The organism is Pseudarthrobacter humi, assembly GCF_024294965.1.
Taxonomy (GTDB): domain Bacteria; phylum Actinomycetota; class Actinomycetes; order Actinomycetales; family Micrococcaceae; genus Arthrobacter; species Arthrobacter humi.
This window is the reverse complement of record NZ_JANCLV010000013.1, coordinates 77,860-96,681: the sequence shown is the minus strand read 5'-3', so window position 1 is coordinate 96,681 and position 18,822 is coordinate 77,860. Positions and strand designations below refer to the sequence as shown.

The 18,822-nt window shown below is 66.0% G+C and carries 16 protein-coding genes; 6 read left to right on the top strand and 10 right to left on the bottom strand.

Translation table 11 applies throughout. The features are described 5' to 3' along the window. The first annotated feature begins 153 nt into the window (after positions 1 to 153). The gene (locus NFC73_RS16595) at positions 154 to 1,110 is read left to right on the top strand and encodes a GerMN domain-containing protein (RefSeq protein WP_372494682.1); all 957 of its coding nucleotides are present in this window, start codon (positions 154 to 156) and stop codon (positions 1,108 to 1,110) included. 21 nt (positions 1,111 to 1,131) lie between these two features. On the opposite strand, the gene NFC73_RS16590 is transcribed toward NFC73_RS16595, so the two are convergent. The 3 genes from NFC73_RS16590 to hrcA form a co-directional block, all read right to left on the bottom strand. Further along, positions 1,132 to 1,914 (bottom strand): 16S rRNA (uracil(1498)-N(3))-methyltransferase, encoded by a 783-nt coding sequence (locus NFC73_RS16590; protein WP_254751941.1) that lies wholly within the window; start codon positions 1,912 to 1,914, stop codon positions 1,132 to 1,134. Between the two features lie 2 nt (positions 1,915 to 1,916). After that, positions 1,917 to 3,044 carry a molecular chaperone DnaJ gene (dnaJ, locus tag NFC73_RS16585; RefSeq protein WP_104060697.1) on the bottom strand — a complete coding sequence of 376 codons (1,128 nt, stop codon included), beginning with the start codon at positions 3,042 to 3,044 and terminating at the stop codon, positions 1,917 to 1,919. Between the two features lie 77 nt (positions 3,045 to 3,121). Next, the gene (gene hrcA / locus NFC73_RS16580; RefSeq protein ID WP_254751939.1) at positions 3,122 to 4,135 is read right to left on the bottom strand and encodes a heat-inducible transcriptional repressor HrcA; all 1,014 of its coding nucleotides are present in this window, start codon (positions 4,133 to 4,135) and stop codon (positions 3,122 to 3,124) included. Between the two features lie 147 nt (positions 4,136 to 4,282). On the opposite strand from hrcA, the gene NFC73_RS16575 reads away from it, so the two are divergent. Together NFC73_RS16575 and NFC73_RS16570 are read left to right on the top strand one after the other, a co-directional pair. Further along, positions 4,283 to 5,131: a DUF3097 domain-containing protein gene (locus tag NFC73_RS16575; protein ID WP_254751937.1), complete on the top strand. Its 849-nt coding sequence runs from the start codon at positions 4,283 to 4,285 to the stop codon at positions 5,129 to 5,131. 128 nt (positions 5,132 to 5,259) lie between these two features. Then, positions 5,260 to 5,679 carry a DUF4870 domain-containing protein gene (locus NFC73_RS16570; RefSeq protein ID WP_254751935.1) on the top strand — a complete coding sequence of 140 codons (420 nt, stop codon included), beginning with the start codon at positions 5,260 to 5,262 and terminating at the stop codon, positions 5,677 to 5,679. Between the two features lie 78 nt (positions 5,680 to 5,757). Here the strand turns inward: NFC73_RS16570 and hemW are convergent, their stop codons facing one another. After that, the gene (gene hemW / locus NFC73_RS16565) at positions 5,758 to 6,987 is read right to left on the bottom strand and encodes a radical SAM family heme chaperone HemW (RefSeq protein ID WP_254751933.1); all 1,230 of its coding nucleotides are present in this window, start codon (positions 6,985 to 6,987) and stop codon (positions 5,758 to 5,760) included. A gap of 36 nt (positions 6,988 to 7,023) precedes the next feature. Then, the gene (lepA, locus tag NFC73_RS16560; RefSeq protein WP_254751930.1) at positions 7,024 to 8,877 is read right to left on the bottom strand and encodes a translation elongation factor 4; all 1,854 of its coding nucleotides are present in this window, start codon (positions 8,875 to 8,877) and stop codon (positions 7,024 to 7,026) included. A gap of 162 nt (positions 8,878 to 9,039) precedes the next feature. Here lepA and NFC73_RS16555 point away from each other — a divergent pair, with 162 nt between their 5' ends. Next, positions 9,040 to 9,588, top strand: a complete 549-nt coding sequence (locus NFC73_RS16555) for a type II toxin-antitoxin system PemK/MazF family toxin (protein ID WP_254751928.1) — start codon at positions 9,040 to 9,042, stop codon at positions 9,586 to 9,588. Positions 9,589 to 9,756: 168 nt separating this feature from the next. Then, positions 9,757 to 10,017, top strand: a complete 261-nt coding sequence (gene rpsT, locus NFC73_RS16550) for a 30S ribosomal protein S20 (RefSeq protein ID WP_254751926.1) — start codon at positions 9,757 to 9,759, stop codon at positions 10,015 to 10,017. Between the two features lie 120 nt (positions 10,018 to 10,137). Here the strand turns inward: rpsT and holA are convergent, their stop codons facing one another. Genes holA through NFC73_RS16535 form a run of 3 tightly spaced genes read right to left on the bottom strand, consistent with a single transcriptional unit; the run spans position 10,138 to position 13,992 of the window. Then, positions 10,138 to 11,157 (bottom strand): DNA polymerase III subunit delta, encoded by a 1,020-nt coding sequence (gene holA / locus NFC73_RS16545; RefSeq protein WP_254751924.1) that lies wholly within the window; start codon positions 11,155 to 11,157, stop codon positions 10,138 to 10,140. Further along, positions 11,088 to 13,103 (bottom strand): ComEC/Rec2 family competence protein, encoded by a 2,016-nt coding sequence (locus NFC73_RS16540; protein ID WP_254751922.1) that lies wholly within the window; start codon positions 13,101 to 13,103, stop codon positions 11,088 to 11,090. The genes holA and NFC73_RS16540 overlap by 70 nt, the downstream gene beginning before the upstream one ends. Before the next feature lies 1 nt (position 13,104). Beyond that, positions 13,105 to 13,992, bottom strand: a complete 888-nt coding sequence (locus NFC73_RS16535; RefSeq protein WP_254751920.1) for a ComEA family DNA-binding protein — start codon at positions 13,990 to 13,992, stop codon at positions 13,105 to 13,107. Positions 13,993 to 14,198: 206 nt separating this feature from the next. On the opposite strand from NFC73_RS16535, the gene NFC73_RS16530 reads away from it, so the two are divergent. Then, positions 14,199 to 14,621: a YybH family protein gene (locus tag NFC73_RS16530; RefSeq protein WP_254751918.1), complete on the top strand. Its 423-nt coding sequence runs from the start codon at positions 14,199 to 14,201 to the stop codon at positions 14,619 to 14,621. A gap of 30 nt (positions 14,622 to 14,651) precedes the next feature. Here NFC73_RS16530 and NFC73_RS16525 read toward each other — a convergent pair whose 3' ends face one another. Next, a complete protein-coding gene (locus NFC73_RS16525; RefSeq protein ID WP_254751916.1) occupies positions 14,652 to 15,671 on the bottom strand; it encodes a DegV family protein in 1,020 nt (339 codons plus the stop codon). A gap of 57 nt (positions 15,672 to 15,728) precedes the next feature. Beyond that, on the bottom strand, positions 15,729 to 18,254 hold the full coding sequence (gene leuS / locus NFC73_RS16520) for a leucine--tRNA ligase (RefSeq protein WP_254751914.1): 2,526 nt from the start codon (positions 18,252 to 18,254) through the stop codon (positions 15,729 to 15,731). Positions 18,255 to 18,822 lie beyond the last annotated feature (568 nt).

The following is an 18,822-nucleotide window of genomic DNA, read 5'->3' as shown; positions in this document are numbered from 1 at the left end:
CTCATATCGTTCCCGTTGCAGTTGGGCCGGCAGCCCGGATTCGGTCCTTTTGCCGGAGCTGGCTATGCGATGCTGGAAATCACAGCCGTCCGGGGACCGGCTTACGGGGCCCAGGCCTCGCCATTTCACAGCCGGAAAGGACAGGCCACGAGAGTGCCGGAAACAGCGACCCCCCTCAGTGCCAGGCGCGTCGCGCCGCGTTTTCGTCCGCAACCTATCCTGGGCCTGCTGCCAGCATTCCTCCTTCTCACCGGTTGTATCGCGGACCCCAGCCCTGAGCCCACCCTGAATTCAAACTCCAGCGCTGCCGCCACAGGCTCCCCCGGGTCACTTTCCACCAGCGCGCCCCTGGAAACTACACAGTCCTCGAATAAGGCACCGGTCTACTGGATAGGCAGAAGCAACAGCAACGTGTTCCTATACCGGGAGTTCCGGGACGTGCCGGAACAGGAGAATCCAGTGACCCGCGCCCTTCGAGCCATGATGTCCGAGAAGCCGCTGGACCCGGATTTCTTCACGCCCTGGCAGGATCCCGAGAAACTCGCCTCGTCCATCTCCGGCAAAAACGTCATTACCGTCGATGTCTCGGAGGATGCCTTTAACAGCAATCTCGACGCCGACATGGCCGGCCGCGCCATTCAGCAGCTGGTCTTTACCGCTACGGCAGCGGCCGCGAGTTCCGGCCTGATCGATTCCGGCCAGCAGATCCAGGTCAGGATCCTGGTGGATAGCCACACAGATTACGTTGCCTTCAACCACGTCCAGCTTGGCGACCCCATGTCCCGAGCTGCCGGAATGGTGGCGCCCGTGTGGATCATCGATCCGCAGGAAGGGACTGGTTTGGCCGGCGGAAGCGTCAAGATCACCGGCCGCAGCACCGTTCCGGGCGGTAAGCTCCGCTGGCAGATCCTGCGGGCCGAAGCGAACGGGAACAAGGCGCCCTACCTGACCGGGGAGACCACTGCAGCTGCCGAAGCCGCCCAGTCCGGAGTCTTTACGCTTGCCCTTAGCCTGTCCTCGGGGAGTTACGAGCTCCGCGTTTCGCAAGTGGACGCGGCCGGCACGAGCCAGGAGCTGAATGTGGATACGCGGAACTTCAACGTCCGGTAACAGCCCGCGTAGCAGCCGGCATCAGGAGACCGGCGCTGTCCAGCGTCCCAGTACATCACTCGCCAGAACAACCGCTGCCGGCCCGGCTGTGGATGACCTCAGGACGTGGTGTCCCAAGAGCGCCGTCACGGCCCCGGCGTCGCAAAGCCGGGTGACTTCGCGGGGACTGATTCCGCCCTCCGGACCAACGATGAGCAGAATCTCCTGGGGTCCGGCGTCAGCCTGGGTGACCTGCCATGATTCCAGGACAGACCGGAGCGGCCGGACCGCGTCCTCGTGCAGGATTACGGCCAGATCCGCTGCCGCCACGGCCGCCGCAAGGCCTGGCGTTTCGACGGCGGCGCGCACCTCGGGGATCCAGGCGCGGCGTGCCTGCTTGGCGGCGGCAGTGACCACGGACTGCCATTTTGCGTGGGCCTTGGCCGCGCGCTCACCCTTCCAGCGGACAATTGATCGCTCGGACTGCCAGGGAACCACGGCATCAATCCCGAGTTCGGTTGCCGTTTCCACGGCCAGTTCATCACGGTCCCCCTTGGCCAGGGCCTGCACCAGCACAAGCCGGATGTCGGGCCGGTCCTCCACAACGAGGGCGGAGCATTCCACCGTGAGCTCCGCGGGCGACGCCGAGACGACAGTTCCGGTCAGCCGCCTTCCGGCGCCGTCGGCAATGTCCACTGCCTCTCCGGGAGATAGACGTTTTACGGCCACGGCGTGGCGTGCCTCCGGCCCCTGAAGGACAAAACGGGCACCGGGCACCAGCTCGTCCAGCGACCCGGCACCGCTGAAGAAAACGGGATTGCTCACCGCTACAGGTTACCGAACCGGTCCCGCAGCTTGGCAAAGACGCCGCCGCTGGCAGCCAGTTTGCCTTCGGTGAACTGCTCGCCCCGCAGCTTCGCCAGCTGCCGCAGGAGATCCTCCTGCGCGGCATCCAGCTTGGCCGGCGTCTCCACCTGCAGATGGACCATCAGGTCCCCGCGGCCGTAACCGCGCAGGTGCGTCACGCCGAGTCCACGGAGCGTGATGATCTCCCCGGACTGCGTCCCTGCCTTGACGTCGATTTCCTGCAGCCCGTCAAAGGTTTCCAGTGACAGCTCGGTGCCCAGGGCGGCGGCAGTCATCGGGATGTGCAGCGTTGCGTGCAGGTCGTCACCGTCGCGTGCGTAGGTGGCGTCGTTGTTGACCCGGAGTTCCACGTACAGGTCCCCGGACGGTCCGCCGGCAGGGCCCGCTTCGCCCTGCCCGGAGAGCTGGATCCGGGTGCCCGTGGCAACACCGGCCGGCACCTTGATGGTGAGCGACCGCCGGCTGCGGATGCGGCCCTGGCCGCTGCATTCGTTGCAGGGGTCCTTGATGACCGTCCCGAAGCCTTCGCAACTGCCACACGGGGCCGCCGTCATGACCTGGCCCAGGATGGAGCGCACCGCACGCTGGACCTGGCCGCTGCCGCCGCAGATATCGCAGCGCACAGGGTGGCTGCCGTCGCGGCAGCATGACCCGTTGCAGGTGGGACAGGTGACGGCTGTGTCCACTTCGAGTTTCCGGTTGACGCCGAACACGGCATCGCGGAGTTCGATCCGTACACTGATCAGCGCGTCCTGGCCGCGGCGGACCCGGGAAGCGGGGCCGGACGTGCCGCCGGCGCCGAAGAACGTGTCGAAGATGTCCTGGAACGCGAAGCCCTGGCCGGAGTATCCGCCGCCGCCGAACCCGTTGTCGGTGCCGTTCTCATTGCCGGTGGTGTCATAAATCCGGCGCTTCTGCGGGTCCGAAAGTACCTCGTAGGCATGGGTCACGGCCTTGAAGCGGTCCGATGCATCGTCCCCGGGGTTCACGTCCGGGTGGAGAGTGCGGGCCAGCTTGCGGTAGGCCTTCTTGATCTCTTCCCCGGTGGCTTCCGGCGAGACTCCGAGGACGTCGTAGTGGCTGCTCAAAGTTCGTATCTCTTCCTTGTTGTACTGCCGGCAGCCGGGCTGCCGGCACTGCTCTTCGTGCCTGGACCGCGGTGCTGTTACGGACCCAGAATTCTTGAAAGGTAACGGGCTACTGCCCTGACGGCGGCCATGGTGGTGGGATAATCCATCCGGGTGGGGCCGAGCACACCGATCTTGGCAGTGCTGTCCGGTCCGTAGCCCGTGGCCACCACGGAGGCTTCCGCGAGTCCGTCGTACGGGTTTTCACGCCCGATGCTGACTGCCACGCCCCTCGGATCCTGCGCCATGTCGCTCAGGAGGCGCAGCAGGACAACCTGCTCCTCAAGCGCTTCCAGGACGGGCCCGATACTGAGCGGAAAATCCACATTGGAACGGGCGAGGTTCGCCGTTCCGGCCATGACCATGCGTTCCTCGCGGCTGCTGTGGGCGAGCGTTTCCAGCCCGTGGGCCAAGGCCTGGGCCGCCGCGCGCTGGCCCGGGCTGACGGACGAAACGACTCCCGGCAGCGAGGAGGTCAGCCGGCTCAGCGAGATGCCCGCGAGTGATCCGAGGAAGTGTGTCCGCAGCGCGGCGATAGCGTCGTCGCCGAGGTCCTGGCCGATGTCGATCACGCGCTGTTCGACCTTGCCGGTGGTGGCGATGAGGACCACCAGGACCTGCCGGGGCGCGAGCAGGACGAATTCGATGTGGCGGATGGTGGCGCGGCTCAGATGCGGATACTGCACTACGGCGACCTGGTTGGTCAGCTGCGACAGCATCCTGACGGTCCTGTCCAGGACGTCGTCCAGATCGTCTGCGCCCTCCAGCAGCGCCTGAATGGCACGCCGTTCCGCGTGGGAAAGCGGCTTTACCGCTGAAATCTGGTCCACAAACAGCCTGTAGCCTTTGTCTGTGGGGATCCGTCCGGCACTGGTGTGCGGGGCCGTGATCAGGCCCTCGTCTTCCAGGGCCGCCATGTCGTTGCGGATGGTGGCGCTGGAAACGCCGAGGTGGTGGCGCTCCACGAGTGCTTTGGAACCTACTGGCTCACGGGAGTGCACGTAGTCCTCCACGATGGCGCGCAGTACTTCGAGTTTGCGCGGCTCGCTCATACTCCACCTCCATCCATGGTCACTGCAGGGTTAGCACTCGACATGCCTAAGTGCTAACAGTCTAATATGAGTCGCCCCGTTGTTAGCATTGGTACCGCTCCGGGCGAAATTCCGGACCAGGATCTAGCGGCAAGGCGGAATCAATCCATGCAGTACCAGAACTGGGGTCCGCAGGAGATCACCGCGCCCGTGAGAAGCGAACTCCCCGAGGTCGCCGTGGAACGCGGCATGGTTCTCGAAGACGCCCAGTCAGGCTGGGTGGGAGCGGTGACCCGGGTGGAGAAGTCAGGTGGCATGCATGTAGTGGCCCTCGAAGACCGGCGCGGCAAGTCCCGGTCCTTCCGACTGGGCTTCGGGTTCCTCCTGGAGGGGCAGCCCATCCGACTCGTTCCCCCGGCGCCCAGGCAGACCGCCCCCGTGGCCGCCGGCCGGACGGCGTCCGGCTCAGTCCGCGTTGCCGGCCAGCGTGCCCAGGTGGCCAAAGCCAGCAGGATCTGGGTGGAGGGAAAACACGACGCCGAACTCGTGGAAAAAGTCTGGGGTGACGATCTCCGCATAGAGGGCATCGTCGTCGAGCCTTTGCATGGCATTGATGACCTGGCGGGGGCGGTGGCCGCATTCGGTCCCGGTCCGGGACGGCGGCTGGGGGTCCTGGTGGACCACCTGGTGCCCGACTCGAAGGAGTGGCGCATCGCTGCCGCCGTGATGGCCTCCCCCGGTGCGGCCGGGAACGTCCTGATCGTCGGGCACCCTTACGTTGACGTGTGGCAGGCCATCCGGCCTGCCGTCCTGGGCATCGAAGAATGGCCGGTGGTGCCCCGCGGGCAGGACTGGAAGACCGGCATCCTGGCAGCGTTCGGCTGGCCACACTCCACCAAGGAAGACATCGGGCTTGGCTGGCAAAGGCTGCTGGGCGCTGTCCGCAGCTACGCGGACCTGGAAGCATCACTGCTCGGGAGAGTGGAGGAAGTCATCGACTTCCTGACGGTGCCCTGACACCGGATCCGGGTCCTGGCGGCGGCATTTGGTAGCCGAACCAGTATTCTTGGTACTGCGGAGGCTGCAGTTGCTTCAGTCCGGCATTCTCCAACCCAGCACCATTGCACTTTCGAAGGAAGAAAACCGTGGCACAAAACGCACGCGAGCACCGGGACGACCACGGCGGCCAGGGCCGTTCCGAGTATCAGGGCGTTCCGGCTAATGCGCTGCCCCTGACGGCCAGCGAAGACCGCCAGTGGGCCACGCTGGCACACTTCGGCGGGATCCTCGGCTGCGTTCCGTCGCTGTTGATCTACCTAATTTTCCGTGAGCGCGGGCCGTTTACCGCCCAGGAATCCAAGGAAGCGCTGAACTTCAGCCTGCCGCCCACCATTGCAGCCCTGGTGGCCAATCTCCTGGTGTTCATTCCGGTGGTGGGAAATGCCTTCGCCGTCATCGCCACGCTGATCTGGATTGCCCTGACCTGCTTTTCCGTGGCCGCAGGCATCCATGTCAACAAGGGCCAGCCCCACCGTTACCAGTACAACCTGCGTTGGATCAAGTAGCGGCACAACGCGGGGTCACTTCCCGCCCGATAATTGCATCGCATCGGGCCGGAAGTGACCCCGCGTTGCTTTGGGGCGTCAGCCCGGCAGGATCCTGCGGACCACGGCGTCGGCCAGCAGACGGCCCTTCAGCGTTAGTACCAGCGTGCCGTGGAAGGCAGCCGGTGGCTCCACCAGGCCGTCGGCAATGAGCCCGGCCACGGCGTGACGGCCGTGGTCGCCCAGCGTTGACGTTGCCAGCCCCGACACGAGCCGGGCCTCAAGCATCACGCGCTCCACGTCGCGGGTTTCGGCGTCGAGGGTTTCGCGCCCGGCCGCCGGTGACAGGCCCTGAGCGAGCCGTCCGGCGTAGGCCGTGGGGTGCTTGACGTTCCACCACCGCACACCGCCGACATGCGAATGTGCACCTGGCCCGATGCCCCACCAGTCGTCTCCCCGCCAGTACGCGAGGTTGTGCCGGCATGCCTGCTCCGGCGTCCGGGACCAGTTGCTGACCTCGTACCAGCTGAGGCCTGCAGCGCCGATCAGCTGGTCGGCGAGTTCGTATTTGTCGGCGTGGTCGTCGTCGTCGATTCCCGGGACTTCACCACGGCGGATCTGGGCCGCCAGCTTGGTGCCTTCTTCCACGATCAGCGCGTAGGCACTGATGTGGTCAGGCTGGTAGGACAGGGCCGTCTCCAGGGAGAACCGCCAGTCCTCCAGGGACTCCCCCGGTGTCCCGTAGATCAGGTCCAGGCTCACGGCCAGTCCGGCATCGCGCGCCCACTGCACCACCTGCGGCACGCGGCTGGGCGTGTGCGTGCGGTCCAGGACCTTCAGGACATGGGGAACGGCAGACTGCATGCCGAAGGAAACCCGGGTGAAGCCGGCATCGGCCAGGACCTGAAGGGATGCCGGGGTGACCGAGTCCGGGTTTGCTTCGGTGGTCACTTCGGCTCCGGGTTCCAGGCCCCAGTGCCCGACGGCGGCCGTCAGGATCCGCGCGAGGTCTTCCGCCGGGAGCAGCGTGGGGGTGCCGCCGCCGAAGAAGACTGTGCTCAGCGGCCGGTCCGGGAGACCCGAGTTCCGCAGGACTGAGGCGGCAAAGTCGACTTCGGACACGGCCGTGGTGGCGTAGGCGTCCTGTGACGCTCCGCCGCCCAGCTCGGTGGCCGTGTAGGTGTTGAAGTCGCAGTATCCGCAACGAACAGCGCAGAACGGGATGTGTACGTACAGGCCGAAGGCCCGGTCCGCCGCACCTGCCACTGCCTGGGCGGGCAGCAGACCGTCCGACGGCGCGGGGTCACCGAGCGGAAGAATGCTAGGCATTGCAGGGGCCTCCGGTGCTGCCGGCCACTGTGATCACTACTTCTTGGCCTTGTCCTTGGATTCGTCGGTGGTCAGCGCAGCGATGAAGGCTTCCTGGGGGACCTCAACGCGGCCCACCATCTTCATGCGCTTTTTGCCTTCCTTCTGCTTCTCCAGCAGCTTGCGCTTACGGGAAATGTCGCCGCCGTAGCACTTGGCCAGAACGTCCTTGCGGATGGCGCGGATGCTTTCCCGGGCGATGATCCTGGAGCCGATGGCAGCCTGGATGGGCACCTCGAACTGCTGGCGGGGAATGAGCTCGCGCAGTTTGCCGGTCATCATCACACCGTAGGCATAGGCCTTCTCGCGATGCGTGATGGCGGAGAAGGCATCCACCTGTTCGCCCTGGAGCATGATGTCCACCTTGACCAGGTCGGCCACCTGCTCGCCGTCGGCCTTCCAGTCCAGCGAACCGTAGCCCCGGGTCTTGGATTTGAGGATGTCAAAGAAATCGAACACGATCTCAGCGAGTGGCAGCCGGTAGCGGATTTCGACCCTGTCCTCCGACAGGTAGTCCATGCCGCCAATAACGCCGCGGCGGCTCTGGCAGAGCTCCATAATGGCGCCCACAAACTCGTTCGGCGCCAGGATGGTGGCAGCCACCATCGGCTCGCGGACCTCTGCTATCTTGCCGGAGGGGTATTCGCTGGGGTTGGTCACATGGACCACCCTCTTGTCCTCCAGCGTCACTTCATACTCCACGTTGGGGGCGGTGGAGATCAGGTCGAGATTGTATTCGCGTTCGAGGCGCTCCCTGGTGATTTCCAGGTGGAGCAGGCCGAGGAAACCGACGCGGAAGCCGAAGCCAAGCGCGGCCGACGTTTCGGGCTCGTACACCAGAGCGGCGTCATTGAGCATCAGTTTCTCCAGCGCATCGCGGAGCACCGGGTAGTCCGTGCCGTCCAGCGGATACAGGCCGGAGAAGACCATCGGTTTGGCATCGGCATAGCCGGGAAGGGACTCCGTGGCAGGCTTGGCGAGGTTAGTGACGGTGTCGCCGACCTTGGACAGGCGGACGTCCTTCACACCGGTGATGAGGTAGCCCACTTCGCCAACGCCGAGACCCTTGGAGGGGGTGGGCTCCGGGGAGCTCACCCCGATCTCGAGGAGTTCGTGGGTGGCCCGGGTGGACATCATCTGGATGCGTTCACGGGGGTGGAGCATGCCGTCAACCACACGGACGTAGGTAACCACACCGCGGTACGTGTCGTAGACCGAGTCGAAGATCATGGCGCGCGCGGGGGCGTTCGGGTCCCCCACCGGGGCCGGCAGATCGCGGACGATCTTGTCCAGCAGGACTTCGACGCCCATGCCGGTCTTGCCGGAGACGCGGAGCACGTCGTCGGGGTCGCCGCCGATCAGGCTGGCCAGTTCGGCCGCGTACTTCTCCGGCTGGGCTGCCGGGAGGTCGATCTTGTTCAGTACCGGGATGATGGTGAGGTTGTTTTCCATCGCCAGGTACAGGTTCGCGAGGGTCTGGGCCTCAATGCCCTGGGCCGCGTCAACGAGCAGCACTGCGCCTTCGCAGGCGGCCAGCGAACGGGACACTTCGTAGGTGAAGTCCACGTGGCCAGGGGTGTCGATCATGTTCAGCGCGTAGCTGGTCCCGTCGAGTTCCCAGGGCATGCGGACCGCCTGGGACTTGATGGTGATGCCGCGTTCGCGCTCAATGTCCATGCGGTCCAGGTACTGGGCCTTCATATCGCGGGACTTAACCACCCCGGTGAACTGCAGCATGCGGTCAGCCAGGGTGGATTTACCGTGGTCAATGTGCGCGATGATGCAGAAATTCCGAATGATGGCCGGATCAGTCGCGGCGGGCACCGGGGCGGTGCGGGCCATGGGAGACACGCAGGGTCCTTACTGTTGACATTCGTGCGACGCCCGCCAGGACGCACCGGAGGCACCCTGCGGCTGGACCGCACATTTGGAACCTCCAGTCTCCCACGTCCGGGCGCATCGTATTGCATTCAGGTCAAACCCGGCACGGTGGCCCGGCGATAGTCTTGGCCCATGCCTATCAACCTCCGCTCCTTGGCCAACGCTGTCCGGACGTCCGTCAGGGTACTGCAGAAGTTCCGTACCGGGGCAACCCGATCAGCCGGACAGCACGCGCCTGGACCGGCCCGCCGTGCGGCGCCGGTGAGGCCGGCCCCGCACGGCGTGTATCCCGGCGACTTTGCCGGCGCGGCGTCCATCCGGTACGCCCCGCACCCCGACGGCAGTCCCGACCCCGGCGAGATTGTGTGGACCTGGGTGCCGTATGAGGAGGACCACAGCCGGGGCAAGGACCGTCCTGTTCTGCTGGTGGGCAAGAGCGGACGTTACCTGCTGGGGGTGATGCTCACCAGCAAGGATCACGACCATGCCGGGAACGGATCCGGAGACTACGCGGACATCGGGACTGGCAATTGGGACCGCCAGCAACGGCCCAGCGAGGCGAACCTGGGGCGGATCCTGCAGATCAGCCCGGATGCCATCCGGCGCGAAGGTGCTGTTCTGGACCGGAAACGCTTCGATCTGGTGGCTGCAGGCATCCGGCGGCGACACGGCTGGAAATAGCCCGCCAAATGGCCAGCTTCCGGGGGTTCTGCTATTCTTTATAGCTGTGTGTCCGTGCAGGTCGACGGCCACTCATGGTTGGTCGCCATAGGTATCCCCACGCCGCTCAGTCAATGGCCAATCTGAAAGCCCTCTAGACCATTTCCGCATTAAAAAGAGAGTTCACACGTGGCTAATATCAAGTCCCAGAAGAAGCGCATCCTTACCAACGAGAAGGCCCGCCTGCGCAACAACGCAGTCAAGTCTGAGCTGAAGACGGCCATCCGCGCTGTCAACACCGCCGTTGAGTCCACCGACAAGGATGCAGCTGCTGCTGCCCTGCTTGTTGCCGGCCGTAAGCTGGACAAGGCCGTCAGCAAGGGTGTTCTGCACAAGAACAACGCAGCAAACCGCAAGTCGGCCATCTCCAAGAGGGTCAACGCGCTGTAAGGTTTCCAGTTCACCTGAACTGATGATTGTGGCCGGCACCCGATGGGTGCCGGCCACACATCTTTAAGCCGCCAGCGGCGCGACGTCAGCGGTAACTGACGCAGCCGCAAAAAGCTGACGTCAGTGCCCGCGCACAGAGGTTGCGATGACAGTCACCGCATGTTCAACGGCATAGACGGGATCACGCGAAAGGCCCTTGACCTGGGCGTCGGCCTCGGCGGTGGCCTGGATGGAGCGGACCAGGCCCTCCGGGGTCCAGCGGCGCACATCGCGCTGGGCCTGCTCCACGAGCCAAGGCTGCATGCCCAGTTCCCGGGCGATCTGCGCCGGGGATCCCTGGGCGCCGGCAACTTTGGCCACCGTCCGCAGCTTGGCTGCCAACGCCGCCACCAGCGGAACCGGATCAGCCCCGGTGGCCAGCGCGTGGCGAAGGGTGGACAGCGCCACTGGACCGTTTCCGGCCATGGCAGCGTCCGCGACCTTGAAGGCCGTGGCCTCGATCCGGCCGCCGTAGTAGCGGTCCACCAACTCCGGGGTCACTGCTCCGGTGGCATCCGCGATCAGCTGGCTGCACGCCGCCGCGAGCTCCGAAAGGTTGGCGCCGACGGCATTAACCAGCGTCTGCACGGCGTCCGAGCTGATCTTGCGTCCGGCGAGCCTGAATTCCGTTGCCACGAAGGTGGCCTTGTCTGCATCCTTCTTCAGGGGCTGGCAGTCAACTACCGGCCAACCGCCGGCCTTGACGGCATCGAGGAGCTTTTTGCCGCGGACTCCCCCGGCGTGGCGCAGGACCAGCACCGCGTCCGGCTCAGGGCGGGCCAGGTAGGTCAGTGCGTCGGCCAGGAAGGCATCATTCATGCCTTCAACGCCTTCGACTTCGATCAGTTTGCGCTCACCGAAGAGTGACGGGCTGACTTGCATGGCGAGGGTCCCGGCTTCGTACGTTCCGGCCATGATACGGCTGACTTCCACGTCGGGAAACGCCGTCCGCACCTGGGCGCGGACATGGTCCATGGCACGGATGCCGAGGTATTCCTCCGGTCCGCCCACCAGGACGATTTCGGCAGGCGTCACGTCCCTCCAGGTGACCGTGTTGGACGCCGGAGTCTTGGTACGTGTGGGGGTCTGGGCTGCGGCCATGGTGGATTCCTCCCGGAAATTCTGGTGCAGTGTCTAAGCCTGCCACGGTGGGCCGCCGCCACCAAGCGGGGGCCACGCTGGCCTGGCCCGCGCCCGTCCGGGCCGCGTTGGTCCGTTCCGCGTTGGTCCTGCCAGCGACGGGAGACCGTGGCCCCCAGCTGCCGTTCCAGGAGGTCCAACACCGATTCCGTCCGTGCGTGCAGGGCCAGGACCCCCCGGAACACCTGGCGCGGCCGGACGGCAAGCCACACCCCGGCAAAGGTCAGCAAGGAGAGCAGTACCATGGTCAGGAGTCCGAATGGGCCCTCGGGCCAGGGCGGCGCAGCCCCCGGCAATCCTGCCGTGATCCGTGCGGTTCCTGCCACTCCGGCGCTGAAAGTGCCCGCCACGGCGATCAGGACGGTGGCCAGCCACGGTGCGGCAACCACCAGCGGGACCGCTGCCGTTCCCAGCAATGTCACCGGTGCTACCAGCGGGGCTGCCATCAGGTTTGCCAGCAGCGAGTACGTGGAGAACTGGGGCTGCAGGAGCACAATCACCGGGCCGCAGAGCAGCTGCGCGGAGAGCGGAACGGCCCAGGCGGCGGCTGCCCAGCGTGGAATCACTGCCGGGGTCCAGTCGATCATCCGACGGCCCAGGATGATGATGCCCAGGGTCGCGAGTACCGACAAGAGGAACCCAAAGCTGGTACCGAGGCCGGGGTCGATCAGGAGCAGGCCCATTACGGCGAGGCAGAGGAAACTGAGTCCGCGGCCCGTCCGGCCGCCTGCCAGCGATGCCACGGCGATTGAACCCATCAGCGCGGCTCGCAGGACGCTGGCATCCGGGCCGACGAGCACCACAAACATTGCCAGGCCGGTCAGCGCCAGTCCTGCCGCGGGGAGCCGGGGCAGGCGGAGGCTGCGTGCAGCGATCAGCAGGGCACCCAGGACCAGGCTGCAGTTGGCTCCGCTGACCGCGGTCAGGTGGGTCATGCCCACCGTCTTCATCGCCGCATTGAGCCCTTCGTCCAGGGCGCTGGTATCTCCGGTGACCATGCCCGGGAGGAGGCCCGCCGGATCGGCGGCAAGGAAGGACGCAGCGGAGACATACCGGACGCGCAGGTCCTTCGCGACCAGCTGCCAGCCCGGGGCGTCGGCATCATCGACCCCGGCGCTGCTGCCGTTCCCGGAGCCGGCACGGGGTGGCAGGGAGGCTGACAGGACAGCGGTTTCCTGCTGGCCTGCGTCCGGGGGCTTCAGCTTGCCGGCCGTCCGGACCACCTGCCCGGGCACCACATCTCCCCACCCCTTGCCGCCCATGACCACCACCGGGGCACGGGTGCGGATGACCCGGCTGCTGACGGTGACCTCCTCCGTCTGCGCCGTGACCGACCAGCGTTCGGGCGGCCCCGATGTACCCGGGACGGTCATGGCGCGCGGGGATCCGGTGACCTCCAGGATGGCCACCACAGAGTGGCCGGCGGCGACTGCTTCGGCAAACGGCCCGTCGTGGCGTTGGGACGACGAGACAGCCGAATGGGCAGCGGCGGTGGCGGCCAGCAGCAAGGCAACCGCGAGCGTCATCGGAAAGCTCCGCCGGCCTGCCACCAGCCCCCTGCCGCGAGAGGCCCGGATCAACAGGCAGGTGGCAAACAGCACTAAGCCGCAGCAGAGCCCCACCAGCGCCACAGGGGCAAGCCAGACGCCGGCGACGGCGGCACCCCAGACGAGGAATGCAGGCAATGCCAGCCTGACGTCGGTGCGCCGGCGCGGCGCATCCGTAGGTGAACTCGATGGCTCCTGGCCCCGGAGTTTCGTCCCGACGCGTGCACTCAGCCTGCGGACACTCAGCCCCGCGGCCTGGACTACGGCGGGCGTCTCCACGGAGGCCGGGAATGTTGCTGGAGCCCTCTGGCCCTGCACAGCTGAGTCAACAAAACGGCTCCACGGGCTGCGAGTAGCCACCTCAGATGCCTACCAGGGGAAGGAGTGCTGCGAGCATCTTGGGACCCACGCCATCCACGGCGTCGAGCTCCTCGACCGTTGTGAAGGAGCCGTGTTCCTTGCGCCACTCCACGATCCGCTGAGCCAGTACGGGCCCAACCTTCGGCAGGGCGTCCAGCTCTTCGACGCTGGCTGTATTGAGGTTGACCTTTTCTCCTGCTGAAACGGTCCCACCACCGCCGGTCCCCTCCCCCGCTTCCCCGGACATGCCGGACGAACCGGCGGGGACTTCTTCGCCGGGCTGGGGAACGTAGAGCTTCTGACCGTCCGCCAGCACGGCAGCAAGATTAAGGCGGTTCAGGTCGGCGGCGGGTGTGCTGCCGCCTGCAGCGGCGACTGCCTGGTGAACCCGGCTGCCCGCGGGCAACTGCACAACCCCGGGCACGGCGACAGCCCCGGCCACGTGGACGATAACGGTGCCGGCCTGTGGACTTTCCGACACCAGGCCAGGTGGCCCGGCGCCGTGCGGCTCCGGGCCTTCGGTTCCTTCCCGAGCAGGCATGCTGCCCTGAGCGGAGATGTCACTGAGTGGCCTGACGTCTGGCTGACCGGCGGCTACTTGTGCCCAGAACCAGACGCTGCCCAGCACCGCGAACGCGGCAATGAACAGGGCGACCCGCAGGCCCACCCGCCATCTCAGCGCCGGTCCTGTCCGGCCTGTTCCGGCAGCGGACTCATCAGCGGCCCCCGAAGCGGCGTCGTCACCGGGTAGGTGGGTACCGCCGTCGTACTCAAACACCTTTTCGCCGTCGGTGAGCAGAAGCCCCGGGGCGGCTGCGAGCGTGGACTGCAGCCGGTCCCGGGCATGCCGCGCCCCCTGGCGTGCTGCTCCAGCGTCCCGGCGTGACATGCTCCCAACGCTAGGGATACAACGCCGCCGGTGACAGGCCGGGCCTGCCCTATGTGGAAACCGCTAGGCGCAAAAACCGCCGGGAAGGTCCAGCTTCGGGACTCGAGCCACCCCCCGCTGGAAGATTCAGGAGACCAGTGACCGGCGGGCACGAAGCCGCTACGATTCGCTTACCGTACAAGCCCTATGAGTTAGTTGGTGGGACAATGCAGCTTGACGAGGTCATCGACCAGTTTCATCAGGCGCTAAATCAGTTTGCTAAAGGCAACCCGGAACCCGTCAAGGCCATTTTCTCCCACAGCAGAGATGTCTCCCTTGCTAATCCCTGGGGCCCGCCGGTGGTCGGCTGGGAGCGAGTATCAGGGGCCCTCGATTCAGCGGCGGCACGATTCAAATCTGGACGCGTCACGGCTCTTGATGCCCTCACCAAGCACGTCACAACCGATCTCGCCTGCTTCCTGGACATAGAACACTGGCAGGCCAAGGTGGGAGGAGCCGACAAAATATCAGCATTTGAGCTACGGGTTACGAGCATCTATCGCCTCGAAGGCGACGACTGGGCACTCGTGCACCGGCATGCAGACCCGATCACCACACCGCAGCCCCCGGATGCCGTCTTGGGAAAATGACAGCCGGGAAACGCACCTATGTGGAAACCGCTAGGTGGAAACTGCGGGGAGCTCCGGCTCCGAGTTCCGCACAGTTGGGCCGCTCTCCCCCACGATCACCGCGAGTACGCCGAGCCCGGCGTGAGCTGCCAGGACGGCGGGCAGGGAGCTGATCTGGGCCGGCGGACAGCTTGGCAAGGCGGCGGACAGCCTGGCTGCCAGCGCTTCTGCCTCGACCGGATTCCCGAAGTGGTGGACGGCGAGGCGGGCCTGGCCGTGGGGGCGCGATGCGGCGTCCGCGGCGGCCAGTTCCTCGAGGCGGGCAACAGCTTTGGCTGCTGATCTGACCTTTTCCAGCGGCACGATCTTGCCGTCGTCGACGGCCAGGATGGGTTTGATGGCGAACATGGTCCCCAGCAGCGAGGCGGCCGCGCCGATCCGCCCGCCCCTGCGGAGCTGTTCCAGGCTGGGCACGTAGAAATAGACCTTGGTCCTCGCGAACTGCGCCGCCGCCGCGGCGGCTACGGCTGTGGTGTCGCTGCCTGCCGCGGCGGCTGCCACCGCGGCCTGCACGCCCATGCCCAGTGCCATGCCCACGGTGCAAGAGTCGAGGACTTCAACGGGGATGCTCACCCGGGTGGCCGCGAGCCGCGCCGCGTCCGCCGTTCCGGACAAGCCGCCGGAAATGTGGATGGAGACCACGCCCTCGTAGCCCAGCCGTTCGGCGGCCAGGAAGGCTTGTTCAAACTGTCCCGGTGACGGGCGGGACGTCTTGACCGACGTTCCACTGGCGAGTGCCAGGGCAATGGTTTCGGTGATGTCGTCTTCGCCCTCACCGTAGATTTCCGCGCCCACCATAACAGGCATCGGGATGACAGTCAGGCGTCCGTCACCTGAACAGGCATGCACCCAATCGGCCGGCAGTGCCGAGGCAGAATCGGTCACCACCGCGGTACGGACGACGACGGCGGGCAGGGTGGAGGGTACTGGCACACCGGCGCGCGGTGCGGGACGGAGGGCAGCCAGACGCTCCCGAAGCCAGTGCCACGCGGCGGCGTCACGATCGGGCAAGAGCGCCTCCTGGTCTAGGGCCGGCCGCCGGTTGGGACCGGCGGCCGGTGTCCCGGGCTAGGCCGGGACGATGTTGACCAGTTTAGGCGCTCGCACGATCACCGTGCGGATGCCGCGGCCGTCGAGCGCGCGCCGGACGTTTTCGCTGGCCAGCGCCAGTTCCCGCAGTGCGTCCTCGCCGATCCCCGGGGAGACTTCAAGGCGGTCACGGACCTTGCCCTGGACCTGGACCACCGCGGTGACGGTCTCCTGGACCAGCAGCGCTTCGTCGTGCATCGGCCAGCCGGCGTTCGCCACGGACGCCGGGTGACCCAGGACGTTCCACATGTCCTCCGCGGTGTACGGCGCGAAGAGGCTCAGGATGACGGCAACGGCTTCCGCCGCCTCGCGGACGGCGGGATCCGCCCCGCCGGCGCCCGCGTCTATGGTCTTGCGTGTTGCGTTGACCAGCTCCATCAGCTTGGCCACCACCACATTGAACTTGTTCGTGTCCAGCAGTGCGGCAGCGTCGGCGATGGTGCGGTGCGTGACGGAACGCAGCGCGCGGTCACCGGCGGTCACATCGGCACCGGGCTCGCTGGCGACGTCCTGGGCCAGGCGCCAGGCACGGGCCAGGAACTTTGCGGAGCCCGACGGCGAAACGTCCGCCCAGTCGACGTCGTCCTCCGGCGGGGAGGCGAAGATCATGGTCAGGCGCACGGCATCCACGCCGTATTTGTCCAGCTGTTCGCTGAGGTCTACGCCGTTGCCCAGCGACTTGCTCATGGCCTTGCCCCCGTTGAGGACCTGGCCCTGGTTCAGCAGCGCACTGAAGGGCTCGTCGGCGTCGATCATGCCGAGGTCGTGGATGACCTTCGTGAAGAACCGGGCGTACAGCAGGTGCAGGATGGCGTGCTCCACGCCGCCCACATACTGGCCGACCGGCATCCACTCGTTGATCTTTGCCGGGTCGAAGGGGCCCTCGGTGTACTGCGGCGAGACAAACCGCAGGAAGTACCAGGACGAGTCCACAAACGTGTCCATGGTGTCGGTATCGCGCTTAGCGGGCCCGTGGCAGTTGGGGCACTCAACGTTGACCCAGGCCTCGGCCGCAGCCAGGGGCGACGTGCCCTTCGGCGAGAGGTCCTCGCCGCGCAGGTCAGCCGGCAGCCTGACCGGCAGCTGCTCGTCGGGAACAGGAACCTCGCCGCAGGCCGGGCAGTGGATGATCGGGATGGGAGTGCCCCAGAACCGCTGGCGGCTCAGCAGCCAGTCACGCAAGCGGAAGTTGACGAACTTCTCGCCGGTGCCCTGCTTTTCGAGGATGCCGATGGCAGCCGGGATGGCCTCTGCCTTCGGCAGCCCATCGAGGACACCCGAGTTGATGAGTGTACCCTCGCCCGAGGTGGCCTTGCCGGAGACAGAGGGATCCTCTTCACCGGTATCCAGCACCGCGCGGACGGGCAGGTCGAACGTTTTGGCGAAGTCGAGGTCGCGCTGGTCATGGGCGGGGACGGCCATGATGGCGCCGGTGCCGTAGTCGGCCAGGACGTAGTCAGCGGCCCAGACCGGAAGTTTTTCGCCGTTCAGCGGATTGACGGCGTAGCGGCCGGTAAAGACACCGGTCTTTTCGCGTTCGGTGGACTGGCGTTCGATCTCGGTGAGTGCCTTGACCTGTTCGCGGTAGGCGTCCAAGGCCGCGGCGTGCTCCCCGGTGACGAGTTCGACGGCGATCGGCGCGTCGGCGGCCACAACGAAGAACGTGGCACCGTACAGGGTGTCCGGGCGCGTGGTGAAGACGGTGACGTCCTTCGCGGGCTTGCCGCCTTCCGCTTCGATCACAAAGTTGACGTGGGCACCTTCGGAGCGGCCGATCCAGTTCCTCTGCATCGCCAGCACACGCTCGGGCCAGTGGCCCCGCAGCTCGTCCATGTCATCGAGCAGCCGGTCAGCGTACTCGGTGATCTTGAAATACCACTGGTTCAGGGACTTCTTGGTGACGGGCGTGCCGCAGCGTTCGCAGGCACCGTTGACCACCTGTTCGTTGGCCAGGACGGTCTGGTCCTTGGGGCACCAGTTGACCGGGGAGTCCTTGCGGTAAGCCAGGCCCTTCTCGTAGAAGCGCTTGAACAGCCACTGAGTCCAGCGGTAGTACTCGGGGTCCGAGGTGTGGACCCGCCGGGACCAGTCCGCGGAGATCGCGTAGCGCTTGAACGACGCCGCCTGGGTGTCGATGTTGGCGTACGTCCACTCGCTTGGGTGCGCGTTGCGCTTGATGGCGGCGTTTTCCGCCGGCAGCCCGAAGGAGTCCCAGCCGATCGGGTGCAGGACGTCGAAGCCCTTTTGCCGCAGGTAGCGGGCCACAACGTCGCCCATGGCAAAGGCCTCGGCGTGGCCCATGTGCAGGTCGCCCGAGGGGTACGGGAACATGTCCAGCACGTAGCGGCGCTCGCGGGAACCATCATCCACCGGTGTGAAAACTTTAAGGTCTTCCCACACCTGCGGCCACTTGGCCTCCATCGCCGCGAAGCTGTAGGCACCCTCTTCGGGTGTTTCCGCCGCCACTGCTGCTGTTCCGGTCTCTGTCTCCGGCTGAACGCTCACTGCTGCCCTCTTCTGTTCTGTGGTGGCATCGGTGCTGCCACAACGGTCTGATCCCCTCTGCTGCCGGCCCGCCAAACTTGCCCGGACACACAAAAGCCCCTCTCCATGGAGGGGCAGCCGCGCGGCATTCCGGTAGATTCCGGACACCGGGCGGCTAGCTAAGCAGAAGGATCGCACGCATAGGACTACTTTAGCCTACGCGCTGCAGGTGGGCAGGCCCAGGCTGAGGAATCGCCAGGCCGGGCCGGACGCAGGGGCGCGTGGCCCGGCCTGGCACCGTCGAAGTGGACAGTGCCGCGAGGCCCATTAGGTAGCCCGGATCTCTTCGCCAAAGAGAACCCTGAAACAGAGTGGCTCAACAGGGTAGTTTCTACCCTTGCCAACCCAGCGCAATCGGTCCACAGTATTGTCAAGTCTGTGGGGAAACTAGACGGTCTCAGGTCGAGGAGCCTGACATGTATTCTTGGCGTTTAAGTCCCGCACAACGTTGTGATGGACTAAAGAATCCGCACTTCACCCCTACGAAGAACTAGCGAGGGACTAGTCGTGTTTGGCTGGGTTACCCGGT

What these genes read in the sequence shown, in the direction of transcription:
- holA (WP_254751924.1), bottom strand. Translation starts at nt 11,157, where the DNA reads ATGGCCGCAGCCCAGACCCCCACACGTACCAAGACTCCGGCGTCCAAC.
- NFC73_RS16555 (WP_254751928.1), top strand. Translation starts at nt 9,040, where the DNA reads ATGCCTATCAACCTCCGCTCCTTGGCCAACGCTGTCCGGACGTCCGTC.
- NFC73_RS16575 (WP_254751937.1), top strand. Translation starts at nt 4,283, where the DNA reads ATGCAGTACCAGAACTGGGGTCCGCAGGAGATCACCGCGCCCGTGAGA.
- NFC73_RS16530 (WP_254751918.1), top strand. Translation starts at nt 14,199, where the DNA reads ATGCAGCTTGACGAGGTCATCGACCAGTTTCATCAGGCGCTAAATCAG.
- hrcA (WP_254751939.1), bottom strand. Translation starts at nt 4,135, where the DNA reads ATGAGCGAGCCGCGCAAACTCGAAGTACTGCGCGCCATCGTGGAGGAC.
- NFC73_RS16535 (WP_254751920.1), bottom strand. Translation starts at nt 13,992, where the DNA reads ATGTCACGCCGGGACGCTGGAGCAGCACGCCAGGGGGCGCGGCATGCC.
- hemW (WP_254751933.1), bottom strand. Translation starts at nt 6,987, where the DNA reads ATGCCTAGCATTCTTCCGCTCGGTGACCCCGCGCCGTCGGACGGTCTG.